The following is a 19716-nucleotide window of genomic DNA, read 5'->3' as shown; positions in this document are numbered from 1 at the left end:
CCGGCCTCCTCGAGTAGGAGGCGGAGAAAGCGGGGATCTGCTCCTGATAGAAGAGCGCCACTCGACTGTGAAATCGCTTCATCATCCGGTGCGGCGGCGCGCCATGGACGTTAGCCGCACGCTGATCCATGCGTTGAGGGAGACGTCTGCGCATCCTGGTGCATTCAGTCCTGATGCATTCAGTCCTGGTGCATCCAGACGGAGGTTGCGCTACTGTTGAATGCGCGCCGCATCGCTGGCAAAGCCGTATCCGCAGCGGCCGATTCTTCGATCCACGCAACCACTGGGAGTAACCCGATGCAACAACGATTGACGCTTACTTTCTGCGCAGCCGTCCTGTTAGCGCTCGCTGGCTGTGGCGATGGCGACCAGAGCCCCAGCACGAGCGAGACCGAAAACGACGCCAGCAGCGGCTCCGGGATGGATTCGGTCAAGGAGAAGACGCAGGCGGCGATGGATAGCGCTTCTGAGGCCGGCGCCCAGGCCATGGATGCCCTCACCGAGGCCGCCGGCATCGCCGCACAACAGGCTGAGCAGATGGGCGCAACGGCGGGCACGCGCGCGCAGGAGATGATCGACAAGATCAAGACCTACCTCGACGAGAACAACCTGAGCTCGGCCGAGGACGTGATGGCCAAGCTCAGCGGCCTGAAGGAGTCGCTGCCGGAATCGATGCGTGAGCAGATCGATCGGCTAGAGGTCAAGCTCGACGAGATGCAGGGGCAAGAGCAAGGGGAGCAAGTCGAGCAAACGGAGCAAACAAGTCCGCAGGACCCGGGCTAGCCCCGCGGTCCTCCCCGATGGCCGCGCAGCCGGCGCTCGATCCCATCGCGCACGTCGCGCAGCGACAGCCGTCGCACCGGGCGGCGGCTCGCGACCCGGGCTGCATCGGCCGCATCCAGCCGGCTCTTGACGATGCCGGCCAGATACTCGCCGAGCTCGGGGCGCTCGGCAAGCAGCGCCCGCACCGCATCGAGATCGATTCGAATCAGGGTCACATCGGTGTTGGCGATGAATTCGAGGAAGTTCGGCTGCGTCGTCAGCATCTCTGAGATCCCAAAATGCTTCCCCGGCCCCAGCGTTTCGACGACCTTCGGGGTTCCATCCGGCAGACGGATCGCGCTATCGACGAGCCCGCCGATGATGACGTAGAAGGCGTCGCTGGCCCCACCTTCGGCTAGTATCTGATCGCCAACATCGAAATAGCGGTACTCACTGCGGGCAGCGAGCTGATTCAGCTCATCGTCGTTCAGCACCCCAGCCACATCGAGGCTGCGCAGCGCAAGCGCCACCGTCGGCGGCTCGGCGCGATTGACATGAGCGCGCCGGGTGCGCATCTCGGTCACCTCCGGAGACACCTCGATGCCGGCCTCCTGGAGCCCCAGATGGATCTCGCGATAGAGCTCCTCGCGAGCACGAAACATCGACGGATAATTCTTCAGGTGCACCCAGACCATGTAGCTGTAGGGGACCTTCGAGGCGGCGGCGAGACGCACCACCGGATTGGGGAACTTGAGCACGCTGTCGCAGCGCATCGCCGCATCAAGCAACATCGCAGAGGCGAAGCGCGGCGAGACCTCAGCCGGGATGTTGACGAAATACCAGGGTGCGTAGAGATGATGATCGCTGTAGTAGTTCTTGATCGATGCGCTCGCCATCCGCCCATTCGGGATCACCACGGTGGCGTTATCCCAGCCGCGCAGGCGCGTTGCCCGCCAATTGAGATCGACCACCTGGCCAATCAGCTGCTCATCCGGCAGCTCAACCCAATCGCCAATCCGAAACGGCCGCTCGATCCCCAGCGATACGCCGGCGAAGAGATCGCCAAGGGTACGCTGCAAGGCCAAGCCGATCACGCCGGCGGCGACACCCGTCGAGACCCAGACGCCGGTGAACGAATAGCCCTTCTGCCACATGAACAGGCCGACGGCGACCAGGATGACCGCGACATAGAGCAAGGCCTCGATCAGCTTGGGGATGTGCTCGCTGCGATTCTTGCGCCGCCGGCGCTGCTTGGCGACGACAGTCACCACACGGCCAATGGCCCAAGCGGCGGTAAGGTAGAGGAAGAAGCTGGTCCACCAATCGACAGGACCAATAAAGGTCCGCAGCTCCAAGACGCGCAGCAGGTAACGCAAGAGTCCGCTCAGGATGATGACCCAGGTCGGCCAGAGCACGACGTCCAATAACGCCGTCAGCAACGGCAGATGGTCTGCAAGCGGCCGCTTGCGGACCACCAGCGTACCGATCTTCCAGAGCAAGACCAGCACTAAGAGTCCGACCAACAACTCCCAGTAGCTGTCGGTCAGACCATCAATGAATTGGCGTAGGTCCTTCATCGGCAAACTGAGCGTTGCTCCGCAGCATCATCAATCGCAGTTGTCGCATCCAACCCCCTCGTTTTCTGGCATTGTTTGTTTGTGGTTCGACCAAATGTCGCGCCAAAACCATCGAGTGCCTTAGCCTTGCATCCCTGACAACCCTAACCGGATCAGCCAGCGTCGACCAGCCATCTAAGCCTAAGCTCATACCTGAGCCCAGAACTGAGCGACCACCTGAGCGACCCAATGAGGCTATCAGGTGATCTCGTCGTCGCCCAAGCCCGGGGTCCGATATCACCACCGGCATCGATCGCCCGTTTTTCCCGAGAGCCAACCAGATGTCCACAGAACGCCCTGCCCTCATCGATCGCTTCGGCCGCCAAGTGACCTATGTCCGCCTCTCGGTCACCGACCGCTGCGACCTGCGCTGCGTCTACTGCATGGCCGAGGACATGACCTTCTTGCCCCGAGCGCAGGTGCTCACGCTCGAAGAGATGGCCCGGCTTGGCCGCTGCTTCACCGAGCTCGGCGTGACCAAGCTGCGCGTCACCGGAGGCGAGCCCTTGGTGCGGCGCGATGTGATGACGCTATTTGAGGCCCTGGGCCCGCTGCCCGGCCTCAAGGATCTCAGCCTAACAAGCAATGGCACTCAGCTGCATCGCTTCGCCAACCGGCTGAAAGCCGCAGGCGTCACCCGCATCAACATCAGCTTGGATTCGTTGCGCCCCGAGCGTTTCCGCGCCATCACCCGCAAGGGCGACCTCGAACAGGTGCTGGCGGGCATCGACGCTGCGCGGTCGGCCGGGTTCGCGCGCATCAAGCTCAACAGCGTCATCCTCAAGCATCGCAACCACGATGAGGTCGTCGACCTCGTGGGCTTCGCGCTGGAGCGTGGGCTCGAGATCTCCTTCATCGAGGAGATGCCTCTCGGTGAGATCGGCGAGCATGACCGGGCCGAGGCCTTCTACCCGAGTGAGCAGATCCGTAGCGATCTCGCCGAACAGTTCGAGCTGATCCCGACCACCGAGACCACGGGCGGTCCCTCGCGCTACTGGCGTGTCGCTGGCACGGACACCCGCATTGGCTTCATCTCCCCTCACAGCCACAACTTCTGCGGCAGTTGCAACCGGGTGCGCGTCACCGCCGAAGGGAGGCTGCTGCTCTGCCTGGGCCAGGAGCATTCGATCGATCTGCGCCGCGTGCTGCGGGCCAACCCGCTGGATGACGATGCCGTCAAGCGCGCCATCATCAAGTCGATGGCGATCAAGCCGCAAGGCCACGATTTCGATCTCGAGGCCAAGCCGATCATCTTTCGGCACATGAACGCGACCGGCGGTTAGCAACCGCACCGAGCTGCCGCACCCGATCGGGTCGCGGACCGGACTTGGTCGAGCGCCTCTCGCCCCCACTCTAATGCGAACGTGTCGCAATGGCATCTCGCAACAGGATGTAGCCCTCGGTGCCAGCGCGGCGATCACCACCGCTCGAGGACAGCTACAGACAATGACAACCCATAGAAGACCCTTCGATCGGCAGCTGCTGCCGCTTCTGCTCAGCGCATCCATCGCGGCGTCCGCCGTCTCGGGTGCCGCCTCGAGTGCCGTCTCGGCTGATGCCTCCGACCAGCAGACAGCGGAAGGTCAGGCTGCCAGCAACGAGGCACGCCTGCTCTCCAACACCCGCCAGTTGATCTTTGAGGGCCGCCGCTCCGGCGAGGGCTATTTCAGCGCCGACGGGCGCACCATGATCTTCCAGAGTGAGCGCGAGCCCGGCAACCCCTTCTACCAGATCTATCTGCTGGACCTGGAGACGGGCGACACCAAGCGCGTCTCGACCGGCACCGGCAAGACGACCTGCGCCTGGATTCACCCCGATGGTCAGCGCGTGCTCTTCTCCTCGACCCATCTCGACCCCGCGGCGCGCGACAAGCAGCAGGAGGAGCTCGAGAAGCGCGCCTCCGGCCAGGGCAGCCGCTACTCCTGGAGCTTCGACCCCAGCTACGAGATCTTCGAGGCCGATACCGACGGCAACCTGTTGCGTCAGCTCACCGATGCCGAGGGGTACGACGCCGAGGGCTCCTGGTCGCCCGATGGCGAGCAGATCGTCTTCGCCTCCAATCGTCACGCCTACAGCGATCCAGGCTCGGCGGAGCAGCAGGCCGCCCTGGCGCAAGACCCGTCGCGCTTCATGGAGCTCTACATCATGGATGCCGATGGCGGCAATCTGCGCCGGCTCACCGACCACGATGGCTATGACGGCGGCCCCTTCTTCAGCGCCGATGGTGAGCGCATCGTCTGGCGCCGCTTCGAGGCCAATGGCAAGGTCGCCGAGATCTGGACCATGCGCGCTGATGGCAGCGATCAGCGTCAGATCACCAACCTCGGTGTCATGTCCTGGGCACCCTTCTTCCATCCCAGCGGCGATTACATCGTCTTCGCCAACAACGCCCAGGGCTATGCCAATTTTGAGCTCTACCTGGTCGACAGCCAGGGCCAATCGAGACCTGTCCGGGTCACCGACAGCGCCGGTTTCGACGGCCTGCCCGTGTTCACGCCGGATGGCGAGCGGCTGGCCTGGGCCAGCAGCCGGACCGCGAACAAGCAGGCGCAGATCTTCATCGCCGATTGGGATGACGCCGCCGCCCGCGAGCTGCTAGGCCTGCCACCCGCCGGCACCGCCCCCGACGCCACATCGAGCGCGGCGCCGGAGACGACGCCGCCCAGCATCGAGGCCCCGCCCACCGAGACCGCGATCAGCGCTGAGGATCTGCGCCGCCATGTCGAGATCCTGACCTCCGAGCCGATGGCCGGCCGACGCACGGGCACCGCCGGTGAACGCTTGGCGAGCGAGTACGTTGCCAAGGTCATGCAACAGATCGGTCTGCAGCCCGCTGCGAAAGACAGCGGCTGGTTTCAGCCCTACGAGCTGACCTCAGCGGTCACGCTGGGTGACGACAATCGGCTCGAGATCAGCGGCCTGAAGACGAGCGCGGATGGCGGCACCGCCAGCGCCCAGCTTGATCAGGAGTGGCGACCGCTCGCCTTTTCGGGGAATGGTCAGACCGGACCGGCAAACTTGGTCTTTGCCGGCTACGGCATGGTCGCGCCCGGCAATGGTGAGCAGCCCGCCTACGACAGCTATCAGGGCCTTGATGTCGAGGGGCGCTGGGTGCTGGCGCTGCGCTATCTCCCCGAGAATGTCTCTCCCGAGCGCCGACAGTACCTGAGCGAATACGCCAACCTGCGCTTCAAGGCGATGGTCGCCCGCGAGCAGGGCGCCGCGGGTCTGCTGATCGCCAGCGGCCCCAGCTCCGGTGTCAAGGAGGAGTTGATCGCGCTGACCAATGAGGCTGGCGCCGGTGGCGGCAGCCTGCCTGTGATCTCAATCAGCGATGCCCTCGCCGACCAGCTCCTCGCTGCCGCCGGCACCTCGTTGGCGGCACAGCAACAGGCCCTGGATGGCGGCGACGCGATCTCAGGGCTGGAGCTGCCTGAGGTTGCAATCAGCGCCAGCGTCGATCTCGCGCCGGTGCGCACCGAGGCGCGCAATGTCCTCGGCCGGCTCCCGACGCCTGCCGAGCTGACCCAGCGCCCGACCCAGAGTCCGACTGGGCGCCCGACCCAGGGTCCGGCCCAGCGACTGGTCGTCATCGGCGCCCATCTCGATCATATCGGGATGGGCGAGGACCTCGATTCGCGCGATGGCGAGCCGGGCCTGATCCATCCTGGGGCCGATGACAACGCCTCCGGCGTCGCGGCACTGCTCGAGATCGCCGAGTGGCTCGTCGCCCAACAGCAGGCCGGCAAGCTCGAGCTCGAGCACGACCTGCTGTTCGCCGCCTGGAGCGGCGAGGAGCTGGGACGGCTCGGCTCCTCGGCCTTCGTCGAGCAGCTCGGCGACGCAGAAGAGGTGATCGGCTACATCAACCTCGACATGGTCGGACGGCTCGACAAGGCCCTCTACGTCCAAGGCGTCGGCTCGAGCCCGGTGTGGCGCCGCGAGCTAGAGCGCCGTAACGTCCCAGTCGGCCTGCCCTTGCGGCTCCAAGACGATGCCTACCTGCCGACCGACACCACCTCGTTCTATTTGGCCGGCGCACCGGTGCTCAACTTCTTCACCGGCGTGCATGCGGATTACAACACCTCTCGCGACACCGCCGACAAGATCGATTACGAGGGTCTTGCCCGCATCGCCCGACTGACCAGCCTGGTCGGCACCGCAATCGCCAGCAACCCAGAGCCTCCTGCCTACGTCGCCCAAGAGAAGCCGAGCACCGACGCCAGCCGTGCCAATCTACGCGCCTACCTGGGCACCATCCCGGCCTACAGCGAGACCGATCTAGAGGGCGTGCTGCTCGATGGGGTTGCAGAGAATGGACCCGCGGACAAGGGCGGCCTGCGCGCCGGGGATCTGGTCGTCGCCATCGCCGGCCGCCGCATCGAGAACATCTACGACTATACCTACGCACTCAATGCGCTCAAGGTCGGCGATCCGGTCGCGGTGACCGTCAACCGCGACGGAGCCGAACAGGCGCTCTCGGTCGTGCCGGCTCCGCGCGAGTGATGGGCAACTGCAGGGAGCAGGATGAGCCCAGTGTGCCGGTCTCGGATCAAGCATCGCCAGTCTCGGATCAAGCAACGTTCACCGGTCAAGCAACGCCAGCAGGGTCAGGCTGCGCTGGCACCGCCGCCATCCTGAAGCCCTGGCGTAATAGCTCGGCCTTCCCGCGCAGCGTTAGATCGGTCGCGAAGCGAAACTGCTGGCGCGCATCGATCGGATAGGCACGCAGCCGGTAGCGTGTGCCCCAGGGCTGTTCTTCGGCCACCACCGCGATCGGCTCGCCAAGCGCAAGGTACGGACTGGTGAGCGCGACATCGAAGAGCAGCTCGCGAGCCTGAGCACCATCATGGCGCGGGTGTAGATAGAAGTCTGCGGTGCATTGAAGCTGTGGGCTGCCATTGTTGGCGTTGGAGATCGGCTCGGTCCAGAGCTTGGCATGGGGAATCGAGACCAGGTTGTCATCCGGCGTCACCAGATTCAGCGTGCGCATACCGACATGGGTGACCTCGCCATAGGTATCGCCGATCTGGACCCAGTCGCCATTGCGATAGGGGGCTTCGCCAACGGCGACAATGCCCGCGACCAGGCTACTGGCGTAATCCTTGAGCGCGAAGCCCAGCGCCAACCCCAACGAGCCGAGAATCGCGACCATGTTCTGCAACGAGGGCTCGATCAGTATCGGCACCAGAAGCAGAAAGGCGCCGATGACAACGCGCAGACGCAGCAGGGGGACCAACGCCAGCAGGTAGTGCCGGGACCGACCATGCAACCGGTTGGCGAGCCAGGGCAGCACCTTCTGTAGTGCCAAGATCAGCGCGACGGCGCTGACGAGGATCAGCACCAGATCCAGCAACGCACCGGTGTCGAGCCGGCGGAACAGGGCGTCAAGCTTTTCGGTATCCATGGCCTGGACTCGCTGCGCTAGAGATCGTCAACCAGGAAGCGGCGTCCAGCCAGGAAGCCACGCACCGCCGCATAGGCAACAGGCGTCACGCGCCAGCAGCCATCCGCTTGCGGCTTGACCAGGTCAACCGCGGCGAGCTGCAGCAGCAGGGCACGCGTGCGAAAACGCCCGTGCGGCAAGAGGCCCTCGAGGACATCAACCGGCAGTCCATCGTGCAACAGCAGGGCGTGCAGGACGAGGGCCTCGGGCTCATCCAGCCCGCTCGGCAGCTCGAACTCGAGCGCAGGGGCAACCCAGATGGTCTCGGGCTCGAGCTCGGCCACGTTATCGGCTCCTGCATCGGCCCGAGCACTCGGCCCGGCAGCAGTCCCAGCATCAACCTCGTCGTCAGACTTGCCATCAGCCGCCTCTGGCTTGTCTGGCTCCAATCGCAGCCGCGCACGCCAACGCGCCAGCGCCACACCCGGGTTGCCGCGCGACTGCGCGGCCAGATAGCGGAGCTCGCTACTCACTGCGGTCTCATCGCGTTCATTCACCGCCAACACCAGGTTGCCGCTCTGCGCGTGGCGGAAGCGAAGCGGTTGCTGGTGATGGTCAAGCGGTCGTTCCGTCGTGCGTTCGGTCGTGCGTTCAGGCGCTCCTTCAGTTGCGCGTTCGGTGGCTTCGGCCGGTGGCGAGCGAGACGCCAGCTCACTGAGCCAAATCGCCAACCGCTCACCATCGAACGCCTGCAGCGTCAGCGCGCGCACCACCTGGGTCGGAGCCACATAGCGCAGATAGGCCCAGGCCCAGCTATCGCAGCCGATCAGAGCGAAGCCGAGCTTTCCACTGAGTAGGCGGTCGAACAGATCGCGTACCAGATCCAACCCCGCCGGATGCCGCAGCCAGCAGCGCTCGAGCCGCGGCAGGGTCCAGGGCGTATCGGCCTGTGGCAGATCGGCGAGCCAGCCCGAGTGATCGCCGGCAACGATTTCATACGCAGGACTTGGGAGACAGGCCGCAGTCTGCTGCGCGGCCCAGGTCTCGAGGAGACCGGCATAACCCGCAGCCGGAGGGCTGATGATGAACCAGGCCGCATCGGCAGATGAGCGCTGCTCGAGCGCTGTCTGCAGCACCTGGGCCGCCTCCCGCCAATCGATCGGCCCGGCAACAGTCTCCAAGCGCTCGTGCTCGAGCGCATGCAGCTCGTCTTCGGCTTTCACCGGCCCCTGCTGTTGCTGCCGGCGACCAAACAGGCGCTTCAACGACGACAGGCCGCGCCTTGCCGTGTTTGCGGTTGGCGCGGATGGCAGCCGATAGTCGGACAACGGCACCAGCTCCCAGATCGGGCTGCGCTGTTCAGTCTGCGGGTCGGTCGACGCCATGGTGCTCTCGAGCCCTCGGTGTTCGCTGCCCTATCCTGACGGCCGCCGAGCCAAACGACAAGCGGTCCAATTGCGGGCGGTCGAAACCGGATGAGCTGCCCTATAATCGCCGTTGTGCGACGATTGCGTTGCGCATCGAGCCCTCGGCGTCATAGCCTGCTCCACTCAAGACCCCGCATGCGTGAGCAAGGGCTCGATGATCGCTGACGCAGCGCCTTCACAGTAACCAGAGAGGGAGTGGACGATGACCGAAAAGAATGCCTACATCGAAAAGACCAAGGCCCAGCTCGACCAGTGGAATGCCGAGATCGAAAAACTCAAGGCCAAGGCGGACGAGGCCCAGGCCGATGCAAAGATCCGCTACCAGGACGAGGTCGCAAAGCTACAGGAGCGCCGCGACCATGCACGCGAGCAGCTCGCCGAGCTCCAAGCCGCCGGCGACGAGGCCTGGGACGACGTCAAGGATGGCTTCGAGAAGGCCTGGCATAGCCTGAGCGAATCGCTGCACAAGGCACGCGAGCGCTTCAAGTAAGTGACCAAACGAACCGCGGCAGCCTACAACGTCCGCCCCGCCGGCAGACCAGCGTCGGCGGCGGGACCTTCAGCCGCCTCATCCAACCCTTAAGCACAATCACCAGAGACCCACTGCGATGCCCTTCACCAGCAAACCTTTCCACCTTACCGCGCTTTGCCTCGCCGCCTGCTGTCTCGCCGGCGTCAGCGCCACGACGTTCGCAGCTGATGAGGCGGAGGCCAAGCCGGACGACGCCCGAGCGCTCGCCGGCGTCGAGACCGGCAAGGTGGCCTGGGACATCAACATGGGCGACCCCAAGAAGCTGACCCTGTATCTGAAGGTCATGGACGAGACCTATGAGGATCTCAAGCGCCAAGGCGTCGAGCCCGAGATGGTGTTCACCTTCCGAGGGCCATCGCTGCCGTTGATCTCGACCGATCACACCGATGTCCCGCTTGATCAAGAAGCGCACTACAAGGCCATTGCCGAGCAGATCAAGGCACTGCAAGCAAAGCCGAACGTCCACATGGAGGCCTGCTCGGTCGCGGCGCGCCTGTTCAAGATCGACTCCGGCACCCTGCTCCCGGGCATCGACTTCGTCGGCAATACCTTCGTCTCGCAGATCGGCTATCAGTCCAAGGGCTACGCGATGATCCCAATCTTCTGAATCCCCGAGATGCTGCACGCCCTGCCCTGCTTGCACGCACTTCGCGTAGATCAGGGCGGGTGCCGGTCGAAGCCGATCTGGCCGAGGTGAGGCAAGCCTGGCAAGCCTGAGCTGCATCAAGGCCGACTCAGGTCGGCCCTGACGTGCCGCAGCAAGCCTCGAGTACTCAAGCCGAGGTTTAGAGCGGCGGCAAGCCGAGCCACTCCTGAAAGGCGGTGAGCACCATCTTGGCGGCAATCGCCGTCAGCAGCACACCCATCACCCGCTTGAGCACATTGGCGCCGCCTTCGCCAATCACCCGCATGATCGGATTCGCCGCAAGCAAGATCAGCAGGAAGATCAGCATCACGACACCCATCACACCCGTGGTGATGAGCTGATCGGTGATGCTGTGCTCGCGATTATCCGTCAGTAACACCACCGTCAGCATGGCCCCGGGGCCAGCGATCGCCGGAATCGCCAACGGATAGACGGCGAGCGCATGGATACTGCCACCCGCTCGCAGCCCGCCGGCAGCGCTCGGTCCAGCACCAGGCGCATGCGCGCCAAGGCTCATCTCGATCCCATACAGTGCCAACAGGATGCCACCAGCGATCTGAAACGCCAGCAGCGGGATGCCCATCTGGATCAGCAGCAGCTCACCGACGCCGATAAAGAACACCAAGACGGCGAAGGCATAGAGGATCGCCAGCACGGCTGCCTTCGCCCGCTGTGCCGACTCCAGGCCGGGCGTCACAGCCAGAAAAACCGCTAGCATCCCAAATGGGTCGAGCACCACGAACAACGTGACAAATTCGTAAACCAGCTTTTCTGCCATTGTCTTTCGAGCCCAAGAACCCTGATCGCGCAACCACTGGCTCGACCACAGGAGGCGCAATCAAAGAGGATTCGGGAAAGGTTTTCAACCGATCGCTCAGCCTCACCGCTGACAGCGGGGCCTTCCAAGTCAACACCAAAAACAAAGAAGCATGATTCAGCGGCCGCTTTTTGCTAGCTTTAGCCTATGATCACCCGCGCCTATCACTGGATCGACCGCAACATCTTCGAGCTTGGCCGAGAGATGCGGCTGTCCTATCTACCACCCCTGATGATCTATGTGGCCTTCGGCATCCAGGGGCTCACGGCCATCGTCGGTACCTTCTTCGTTAAGGACTATCTCGGTCTGTCGGCGGCATTTCTGGCCGGTCTGGGCTTCTGGGCAGGCATCCCTTGGGCGCTGAAGATGCCCTTAGGCCATCTGGTCGACCTGATCTGGCGCTGGAAATCCCTGCTCGTCTATCTGGGCGCGGCCATGCTCACCGCGAGTCTGCTGATCATGATCGGCCTGCTGTCCGATCCCGCCGGCATGGCGACGATGCTGCCGGTGGAGGCCTGGTTCGTGATGAGCGTTCTGCTCGCCCCAGTGGGCTATGTGGTGCAGGACGTGGTGGCCGATGCGATGACGGTTGAGGCCGTCCCGCGGGTGCATCCGGATGGGACGCTGGTCGACCAGGCCCAGCGCAAGTTGATGCACACCACCATGCAGACGCTGGGCCGGGTGGCGATTATCGGCGGCGGCGTGCTGGTCTCACTGGCCAACATCTTTCTGTTCGCCGGCGTCGAGTCGATGTCCGAAACGGACAAGGTCGACACCTATATCCTGATCTATGAGCTGGCGCTGCTGATCCCGGTGATCTCGGTCCTGGGTGTTGGGCTCGCGGCGCTGCTCCGCCAGCGGCATCTGCGCCAGCTCCGGCAACAGGGCCTCGATAAGCAAGCCGCCTTGCGGCTGCTAGACGGCGAGCAGGAGCGCACGGCGCCGAACTGGTGGATTCTGGGCGGCAGCTTGGCCTTCGTGGTCTTTACGCTCAGCCTCGGACTCGGCGACCTGCCGTATAACCAGGAGATCATCTTTGCCGGCTCGCTCGCGATCATCCTGTTCCTGATCTCCCGGCTCGTTCAGGTGCTCGAGCCCGAGGCGCGCCGGCTGCTGGTGGGCACGGCACTGATCATCTTCGTCTTCCGCGCCATGCCGAACCCCGGACCCGGTCAGACCTGGTGGATGATCGATGAGCTGGGGTTCGACCAACAGTTCCTCGCCGTGCTGGCGCTGATCGGCAGTAGCCTGACCCTGTTTGGCATGTTCATCTTCCGCCGCTTCATGGCCGAGCGCTCGATCCGCTATCTGGTCGTCGTGTTGACACTGGCCAGCACGGTGCTCTATCTGCCGATGATTGGCATGTACTACGGGCTGCACGAATGGACTGCGGCGCTTACCGGCGGGCTTGTCGATGCCCGGTTCATCGCGGTGGTCGACACCGCACTGGAGTCGCCCCTGGGGCAGATCGCAATGATTCCCATGCTGGCCTGGATCGCCAGCTCGGCACCGGCCCAGCTCAAGGCCACCTTCTTCGCCATCATGGCCTCGTTCACCAATCTGGCGCTCTCCGCGAGCCAGCTCGGCACCAAGTATCTGAACCAGGTCTTCAGTGTCACCCGAGAGGTGCAAGACCGAGCGAGCGGCGAGATTAGCGTACCGGCCGATTACGGCGATCTGGGCGCACTGATGATCACCGCAATGCTGATCAGCCTGCTACTGCCGCTGGCGGCCGTGGGTCTTGTGAAGATCAGCCGATTGCGCAGCGCGTGACCAGAACAGAATCTGCGGCAGCAACAAAAAATCATGTTCCTTGACGACCGACCTCGCTAGAGTGCCGCCCTGAGCCGGTCAGCACAGGGCCAAGTCGGAACGGACCCTTCATCGACCTGGTGCCGCCCGACAACCGCCGAGGGGTAGATGGTTTTCCCGACATTACGCAGCATTGCGACCGCTGAGGTCGTGACCCTTCCCGAGACCGCGCCCCTCGCCGAGGCGGTTCAGACCATGAACCGCCACAATATCCGCGATGTCGTGGTGCGCACCCAGTCAGGCTATCGGCTGGTGCTCTCCAGCATGCTGCTGTCGCTGCAGATCAAGGGGCTGCCGCTGTCGACACCACTCTCGGCGCTGGAGCTTCCGGAAGCCGCCCTGCTCGATCCCGATGCCTCAGCGCTGGATGGACTCAAGGCGATCCGAAACCATTCCGAGCATATCTGCTTGGTCGACCCTGATGGTCAGCTGCAGGGCATCGTCAGCTATACCGACCTAGCGGGCTGCCTCGACCCGCAGGTACTGGCCGAGATGCAAAGCCTCGGCGACCTGCTGCATAGCATGCAGCCATTTGTCGTGGGCGAGGACATGCCGCTGCAAGCGGTTGTGCAAGGCATGGACGAGGGGCACTTCAGCGCCAGCATCATGCTCCGCGATGCGCAGCCGGTCGGCATCCTCACCCAGCGCGATCTACTCAAGCTCCTCGGAGACGACGGCCTGGATTGGCAAGCCCCGGTACGGACCATCATGAGCGCGCCGTTGCTGACGCTCGATGAGTCAGCGACCATCGCCGAAGCCCTCGTCTTCTGTCGACGTTGCCGCATCAAGCGCGTTGTGGTGGTGGGCGAGGATGGCCAGCTGCTGGGACTGGTCAGCCAACGCGACCTGGTCAGCCTCTATTACAACCGCTGGTTCGTCTTGTTGAAGGAGCATCAACAGACACGCCATCAGCTCAACCGCGAGCTGCAAGAACAAGAGAAGAAATTCCGCATTCTCTTCGAATACTCTCCGGATGCCATGATCGTCATCGATCCGACCGATGGCGCCACGCTCGAATTCAACCGCAAAGCGCATGAGCAGCTCGGTTACAGCGCCAAGGAATTCGCCCGGCTACGCATTCGCGACTATGAGGCCAAGGAGCGGCCTGAAGAAACCGCCGCCCACGTCCACAAAATCATCACTCAAGGCCACGACGAATTCGAGACCCTGCATCGACACAAGGATGGCCACCTGCTTCATATCCAGCTCTCAGCCATCTATCTGGAGTTGGATGGACAGCCCCGGTTGATGGCGATCTTGCACGACATCAGCCAGCAGAAGCAGGCAGAGCAACAACTCATCGAGAGCCGTGAGCGCCTGCAGCTGGCGGCCGACGCGGCTGAATTCGGCATCTGGGACTATGATCTCGAGCAGGATCGACTGTTTTGGGACGAGCGGATGTTCAGTCTCTACGGCGTCGATCCCGCGCGTTTCCGAGGCCATTTCGATGATTGGGCTGAAAACCTGCACCCGGATTCCCGCCTGCAAGCCGAGGCCACGTTCCGGGCGTTGGTCGAGGACGATCAGCACTTCGATATCGAGATCCAGCTCAAACGTCCCAAGGATCAGGCATCTCGCACGCTCAGAGGCGTCGCACGCGTCATCCGTGATGAGCAGGGGCGCGCAATTCGCGTCGTCGGCATCAACGAGGATGTCACCGATCGCATTACCGCCAAGCGTCGACTTATGGCCGAGGAAGCCAAGTTCCGCGGCCTCTTCGAACGCTCGCCGGTCGGTATCGCAATGAACGATTTCGAGACTGGCGCCTTCCTCGAATTCAATGCCGCCATCAACGAGCCCGCCGGCTACAGCGCAGAGGAATTCCGCCAACTCAGCTACTGGGAGCTCACGCCCAAACAATACCTACCGCTCGAACAGCAGGCCCTGGAATCGTTGCGCCAGACCGGCGTCTATGGTCCGTTCGAGAAGGAATACATCCGCAAGGATGGAAGCCGCTACCCGGTGCTGCTCAACGGCTTCAAGACCCAGACACCGGAAGGACGAGAGGTCATCTGGTCGATTATTCAGGATATCTCTGCGCTCAAGGAGGCCCAGCGCGACCTCCAAGACCGAGAGCAGCGTTTGCAACAACTCGCGGCGCAAAGCCGCACAGTGACCTGGGAGGTTGATGCTCAGGGTTGCTATACCTACCTGAGCGCGGTGGCCGAGACCGTCTGGGGCTACAAGCCCGATGAGCTCGTCGGACGTGCCCACTTTTATGATCTGCATCCGGCAGGCGGCCGCGAGGCCTTCAAGGCGGCAGCATTAAGGGGCTTTGCCAAACACCAATCCTTTGACGGCTTGATCAATCCCGTTGTGCATAAGGACGGCCATCGCATCTGGGTCAGCACCCACGCCTCGCCCGTCCTTGCCGGTGACGGTCGTCTGGTGGGCTATCGGGGCAGCGATCTCGATATCACTGAGGCCAAGCAGGCCAAGGAGGCACTGGAGGCGGAAAAGGAGCGCTTCCAAGGCATCTTTGAGAACACCGGCAGCGGCGTCGCGGTCTTCCAGCCGGTCGATGATGGGCAGGATTTCGTCTTCACTGGCTATAACGCCGCCGCGGAACGGATGGACCAGCGTCAACGTCAGGATGTCATCGGTCGTCGGGTGACCGAGTGCTTCCCAGCGGTGGAAGAGATGGGACTGCTCGAGACCTTGAGGCAAGTGGCGCGAACGGGCAAGAGCGCAGCACTTCCACTGGCACACTATGAGGATCAGCAACTTCAGGGATGGCGAGAAAGTAGCGTCTTCAAGCTCTCCTCAGGCGAGGTGGTCTCGGTCTACAACGACCTCACCGAGATCAAGCAGGCGCAAGAGGCGGCCGAGCGCGCCAACCAGGCCAAGGGCGAATTCCTGGCGAACATGAGCCACGAGATCCGCACGCCGATGAACGCGGTCATCGGTCTCTCGGAGCTGTTGCTCGCAACCCCCTTGAATGACAGACAACGGGATTATCTGGGCAAGATTCGCGATTCTTCGCGCATGCTGCTCGGCATCATCAACGACATCCTCGACTATTCGAAGATCGAGGCCGGCAAGCTGGAGCTGGAATCGCGGCCGTTTCACATCGACGATCTGCTCGATCAGATACAGATCCTGTTCGCCGCGGCTGCCGAGGACAAAGGCATCGAGCTCATCTTTCAGAGCAACGCCCATGGGCTTCCGGCGGTGATTGGCGACTCGATGCGCTTGGCACAGGTGTTGACCAACCTGCTGAGCAACGCCATCAAGTTCACCGCGCAGGGTCAGGTCGAACTGGAGATCCGGCTCTTACCGCGACAGGCTCAACGCGCCGATCTGCGCGTCGAGGTACGCGACACCGGCATCGGCATGACCGAGGCGCAACAGCAGCGCCTGTTCCAGCCCTTCGCCCAGGGGGATTCATCCACCACCCGCACGCATGGTGGCACCGGGCTCGGCCTGGTCATCAGCCGCCGTTTGCTGGAGCAGATGGGCGGCGCGCTCAGGCTCGCCTCGCACCCGGGTCAAGGCAGCACCTTCGGCTTCGAGCTGAGCCTGCCGCTCTCCTCGCAGCCCGCCTCTGCACCCCGACATGCAGAGACCATCCACGCCGGTGCTCGGGTGCTGGTGGTCGATGATCATGTCACTGCCCGCAAGGTGCTGCGCGATATGCTCGAGCAGGAGGCGCTCAAGGTTACCGAGGCCGACACCGGCGAGGCCGCCATCGCCGCCGTCGAGGCCGCTGAGGTCCAAGGGTTGCCCTTCGATTTCATCCTGGTCGACTGGAAGCTGCCTGGCAAGCTCGACGGGGTCGCAACCCTCGAGCGCCTGCACGCATTGCGCACCCAAGGGGTGTTGACCGATACCCAGATCCCGGCGCTGATCATTAGCGCCTACAGCCAGGAGGGTCTGAGCCAGCATGCGTCCCTCTTTAGCGCGTTTCTCAGTAAACCGGTCACCCCGCGCACGCTGCTCAACGCCATGGCGCGAGCGCGTGCCGAACAAGCCCCCAGTCAGCAGCCAACGGACCCAGAACGGGCGCCCAACTTGCGGGGCCGGACCATCCTGCTGGCCGAGGACAATAGTCTGAATCAAGAGGTCGCGACCGAGCTGCTGAAAAAGACAGGCGCACGCATCATCCCTGCGAGCAATGGTCGCGAAGCCCTAGACAGGCTCACCGAAGAACCGGTCGACCTGGTGCTCATGGACCTACAGATGCCGGTCATGGACGGCTTCGAGGCCAGCCGGCGCATCCGCACCCAGCATCCGGACCTGCCGATTCTGGCCCTCTCGGCGGCGGTGATGGAAGACGATCGAGCGCGGGCGCGCGATGCCGGGATGAATGACCATCTCGCCAAGCCGATCGAGAAGCAGACCCTGTTCCAGCTGCTCGAAGCCTGGCTGCCTGCCCAGGAACCGGTTACGAGCAGATCTCGCACAGCGCTGCCATCCAGCCCCAGCCCCAGCCCCAGTCAGAGCCACAGTCACCAGGGCGCAGCTGACCCCGATGCGGTGCCGACCCCCACACCTGAGCAGCCGCCCCGGATTGGGCCGCAGGACCCCGCTCCCGACCGCTCAACAGCCACGAACGCGCTGTTGCCTGATACACTTGAAGGGTTCGACCTACAACATGGACTCGAGCGCTTCGATCAGGATGCCGTGCTCTATCTGAGATTGCTGCATCGCTTTCGGCGTCAGATCGAGGGCGAATTCTCTCATCTCGGCGAGCAAGTGGCGCAACAACCGCCGACGATCGAGACAAGACGCATGCTGCATACGCTAAAGGGCCTGGCCGGCACGCTCGGCGCCACCCAGCTGGCGGCGATCGCCACCGAGATCGATCAGCAGCTCGGACATCTCGGCCCCCATGAAGCGCCCATCCCCGGCACCAAGCACGAGGCGCTTTCCCAGGCTCTGCAGCAAGCTCGCGCGAGCTTAGCTCGGCTAGCGACAGATGCCAATGATGCAGACGCGCCTGCAACCCTGGGCGCAGCCAACGCTCCCGCCCCCGACGACGTGGCTGACAGCACCAGCGCCCACCCATCGACGCAGGACCAGCAACCGACTGAGCGCCACCAACGCGATGCAGGAGAAAGCCTTGAGGCCATCGATCAGGTCCTGCGTGCCCTCTCCGCGGGTGAGTTAATCGACGATGCACTGCTCGTTGCAGTTATCGCTGCTATTCGCGAGCATGGCGGTACGGCCCTCGCGCGCGAGCTACAAACCTATATCGAAACCTTCGACCATGAGCGCGCAGCTGAGCTGCTGAAGCGCGCTGCAGACCGCATTGCCAACCCCGAACGTGAGGCATGAGGTGAGAGAACAGCGCGCCACGATTCTGATCGTCGACGATCAGCCTGCCAACATCCATGCACTGGCCAAGCTGCTCAAGGCCGAGTATCGCATCATCACCGCGACCAGCGCCGCCAAGACCTTGGAGCTGGCACGGCGTGATCCGGCGCCGGACCTGATCCTGCTCGATATCCTGATGCCGGATCAGGATGGCTACGCCATCTGCCGCGAGCTCAAGGCGGATGAAGCCACACACTCGATTCCGGTCATCTTCGTGACCGCCTTGGGCCAGGCACAGGATGAAGCCAAAGGGTTGCAGCTCGGGGCTGCCGATTACATCTCCAAGCCCTTCAATGCGGCCATCGTCCGTGCTCGGGTTCACAATCAGGTCAGCCTCAAGCTCAAGACCGATCTGCTCGAGAAAATCGCGCTCCAGGATGGCCTCACCGAGATCCCGAATCGACGCTATTTCGACCGCAAGCTCTCGCAGGAATGGAACCGGCAATCGCGCTATCAAGGGCCGCTATCGTTGCTGATGATCGACATCGATCATTTCAAGCCCTACAACGACAGCTACGGACATGGCGCCGGCGATCTCTGCCTGCGCCGTGTTGCGCAAGCACTGGCGCAAGTGCCGGCCCGCTCCGCCGATCTCGTTGCCCGCTATGGTGGCGAGGAGTTCGTCGCCCTCTTGCCCGAGACCGATGCCACCGGCGCCTGCCAAGTAGCCGAACAGATGCGCTCAGCGATCCATGCCCTGGCCATTCCGCATGCCTATTCACCCGTTGCCGATCACATCACCCTCAGCATCGGCGCCAGCACGCATCGAGCGCAACAGCCGGTCGCAAACGCTGAAGCCCTGAAACAGGCTGCCGACCAGGCGCTTTATCAGGCCAAGGAACAGGGGCGTGACCAGCAGGTCTGGCGTGACATCGACACCAATTGATACAAGGCTGCTGAGGCTGCGCTTTCGTTCATCGAGGCAAGTCGGACGCGGGAAGGATCAGACTTAGCGGCAAGCCAGCGGTTACGGCCAAACGTGCTAACCTTCTTTCAGCCTTTCACGCCGCGCACGCAAAATCGATGCATTGCCTACCAATTCCCGAAGACGCCTTCAATGCGCTGAAGCTCCCCCCTAGCCGCGCTGAAGAGGAGCTTCGTCGCGAGTTTGCAATATTCTTGGTCCAGGAGGGCTTGCTCGGGCCAAGTCAAGCCAGAACCATCGCCGACATGGATCGCTTAGCATTCCAGGCTCTGCTAGCGCGACGCCAGGTGGCTTGGGGCGGCTCTCCGGAAGAAGCGATCGACGATATGCAAGCAGCACGGGCAGCCGTGCTGCCCGAACGACGTTGCACCAGGAGCGGAGTGGTGGCTCGCCCCGCTCTCGCATGAATTCTGTTCGTTGCGCTTCACCGGCCTCGATCAGCAGCCCTCTTCACCGCTGGAATCACCTTTGTTGGCC

General features: G+C 63.3%; 13 protein-coding genes. 9 read left to right on the top strand and 4 right to left on the bottom strand.

Features of this window, described 5'->3' with window-relative positions; translation table 11 throughout:
* Positions 1-297 precede the first annotated feature (297 nt).
* Complete coding sequence (locus tag ACY693_RS03435; protein WP_462320432.1) at positions 298-783, top strand: hypothetical protein; 486 nt, start codon at positions 298-300, stop codon at positions 781-783.
* On the opposite strand, the gene ACY693_RS03430 is transcribed toward ACY693_RS03435, so the two are convergent.
* Positions 780-2339 (bottom strand): mechanosensitive ion channel family protein, encoded by a 1560-nt coding sequence (locus ACY693_RS03430; RefSeq protein ID WP_462320431.1) that lies wholly within the window; start codon positions 2337-2339, stop codon positions 780-782. The two genes, ACY693_RS03435 and ACY693_RS03430, sit on opposite strands and share 4 nt — an antisense overlap.
* Positions 2340-2659: 320 nt before the next feature.
* Here ACY693_RS03430 and moaA point away from each other — a divergent pair, with 320 nt between their 5' ends.
* On the top strand, positions 2660-3661 hold the full coding sequence (gene moaA / locus ACY693_RS03425) for a GTP 3',8-cyclase MoaA (RefSeq protein WP_462320430.1): 1002 nt from the start codon (positions 2660-2662) through the stop codon (positions 3659-3661).
* A gap of 163 nt (positions 3662-3824) precedes the next feature.
* Positions 3825-6884, top strand: a complete 3060-nt coding sequence (locus tag ACY693_RS03420; RefSeq protein ID WP_462320429.1) for a M28 family peptidase — start codon at positions 3825-3827, stop codon at positions 6882-6884.
* A gap of 85 nt (positions 6885-6969) precedes the next feature.
* Here the strand turns inward: ACY693_RS03420 and ACY693_RS03415 are convergent, their stop codons facing one another.
* Positions 6970-7785, bottom strand: coding sequence for a mechanosensitive ion channel family protein (locus ACY693_RS03415; protein ID WP_462320428.1), 816 nt, complete (start codon positions 7783-7785; stop codon positions 6970-6972).
* A 17-nt stretch (positions 7786-7802) separates the two neighbouring features.
* A complete protein-coding gene (locus ACY693_RS03410; protein WP_462320427.1) occupies positions 7803-9149 on the bottom strand; it encodes a hypothetical protein in 1347 nt (448 codons plus the stop codon).
* A gap of 244 nt (positions 9150-9393) precedes the next feature.
* Here ACY693_RS03410 and ACY693_RS03405 point away from each other — a divergent pair, with 244 nt between their 5' ends.
* Together ACY693_RS03405 and ACY693_RS03400 are read left to right on the top strand one after the other, a co-directional pair.
* On the top strand, positions 9394-9681 hold the full coding sequence (locus ACY693_RS03405) for a sll1863 family stress response protein (RefSeq protein WP_462320426.1): 288 nt from the start codon (positions 9394-9396) through the stop codon (positions 9679-9681).
* Positions 9682-9799: 118 nt separating this feature from the next.
* A complete protein-coding gene (locus ACY693_RS03400) occupies positions 9800-10330 on the top strand; it encodes a DsrE family protein (protein ID WP_462320425.1) in 531 nt (176 codons plus the stop codon).
* Between the two features lie 178 nt (positions 10331-10508).
* Here the strand turns inward: ACY693_RS03400 and ACY693_RS03395 are convergent, their stop codons facing one another.
* Positions 10509-11147, bottom strand: a complete 639-nt coding sequence (locus tag ACY693_RS03395; protein ID WP_462320424.1) for a MarC family protein — start codon at positions 11145-11147, stop codon at positions 10509-10511.
* Positions 11148-11333: 186 nt separating this feature from the next.
* On the opposite strand from ACY693_RS03395, the gene ACY693_RS03390 reads away from it, so the two are divergent.
* The 4 genes from ACY693_RS03390 to ACY693_RS03375 all read left to right on the top strand — a co-directional run bounded on the left by ACY693_RS03390 (position 11334) and on the right by ACY693_RS03375 (position 19646).
* Positions 11334-12959, top strand: coding sequence for an MFS transporter (locus tag ACY693_RS03390; protein WP_462320423.1), 1626 nt, complete (start codon positions 11334-11336; stop codon positions 12957-12959).
* A 147-nt stretch (positions 12960-13106) separates the two neighbouring features.
* Positions 13107-18275 (top strand): PAS domain S-box protein, encoded by a 5169-nt coding sequence (locus tag ACY693_RS03385; protein WP_462320422.1) that lies wholly within the window; start codon positions 13107-13109, stop codon positions 18273-18275.
* On the top strand, positions 18265-19200 hold the full coding sequence (locus tag ACY693_RS03380; protein WP_462320433.1) for a diguanylate cyclase domain-containing protein: 936 nt from the start codon (positions 18265-18267) through the stop codon (positions 19198-19200). The genes ACY693_RS03385 and ACY693_RS03380 overlap by 11 nt, the downstream gene beginning before the upstream one ends.
* A gap of 137 nt (positions 19201-19337) precedes the next feature.
* Positions 19338-19646: a UPF0175 family protein gene (locus ACY693_RS03375; RefSeq protein ID WP_462320421.1), complete on the top strand. Its 309-nt coding sequence runs from the start codon at positions 19338-19340 to the stop codon at positions 19644-19646.
* Positions 19647-19716: the final 70 nt, after the last annotated feature.

The sequence above is a fragment of the Halochromatium sp. genome (assembly GCF_054919635.1).
Note: the sequence above shows the minus strand (reverse complement) of the source record. Positions and strands in the feature narration are given on the sequence as shown.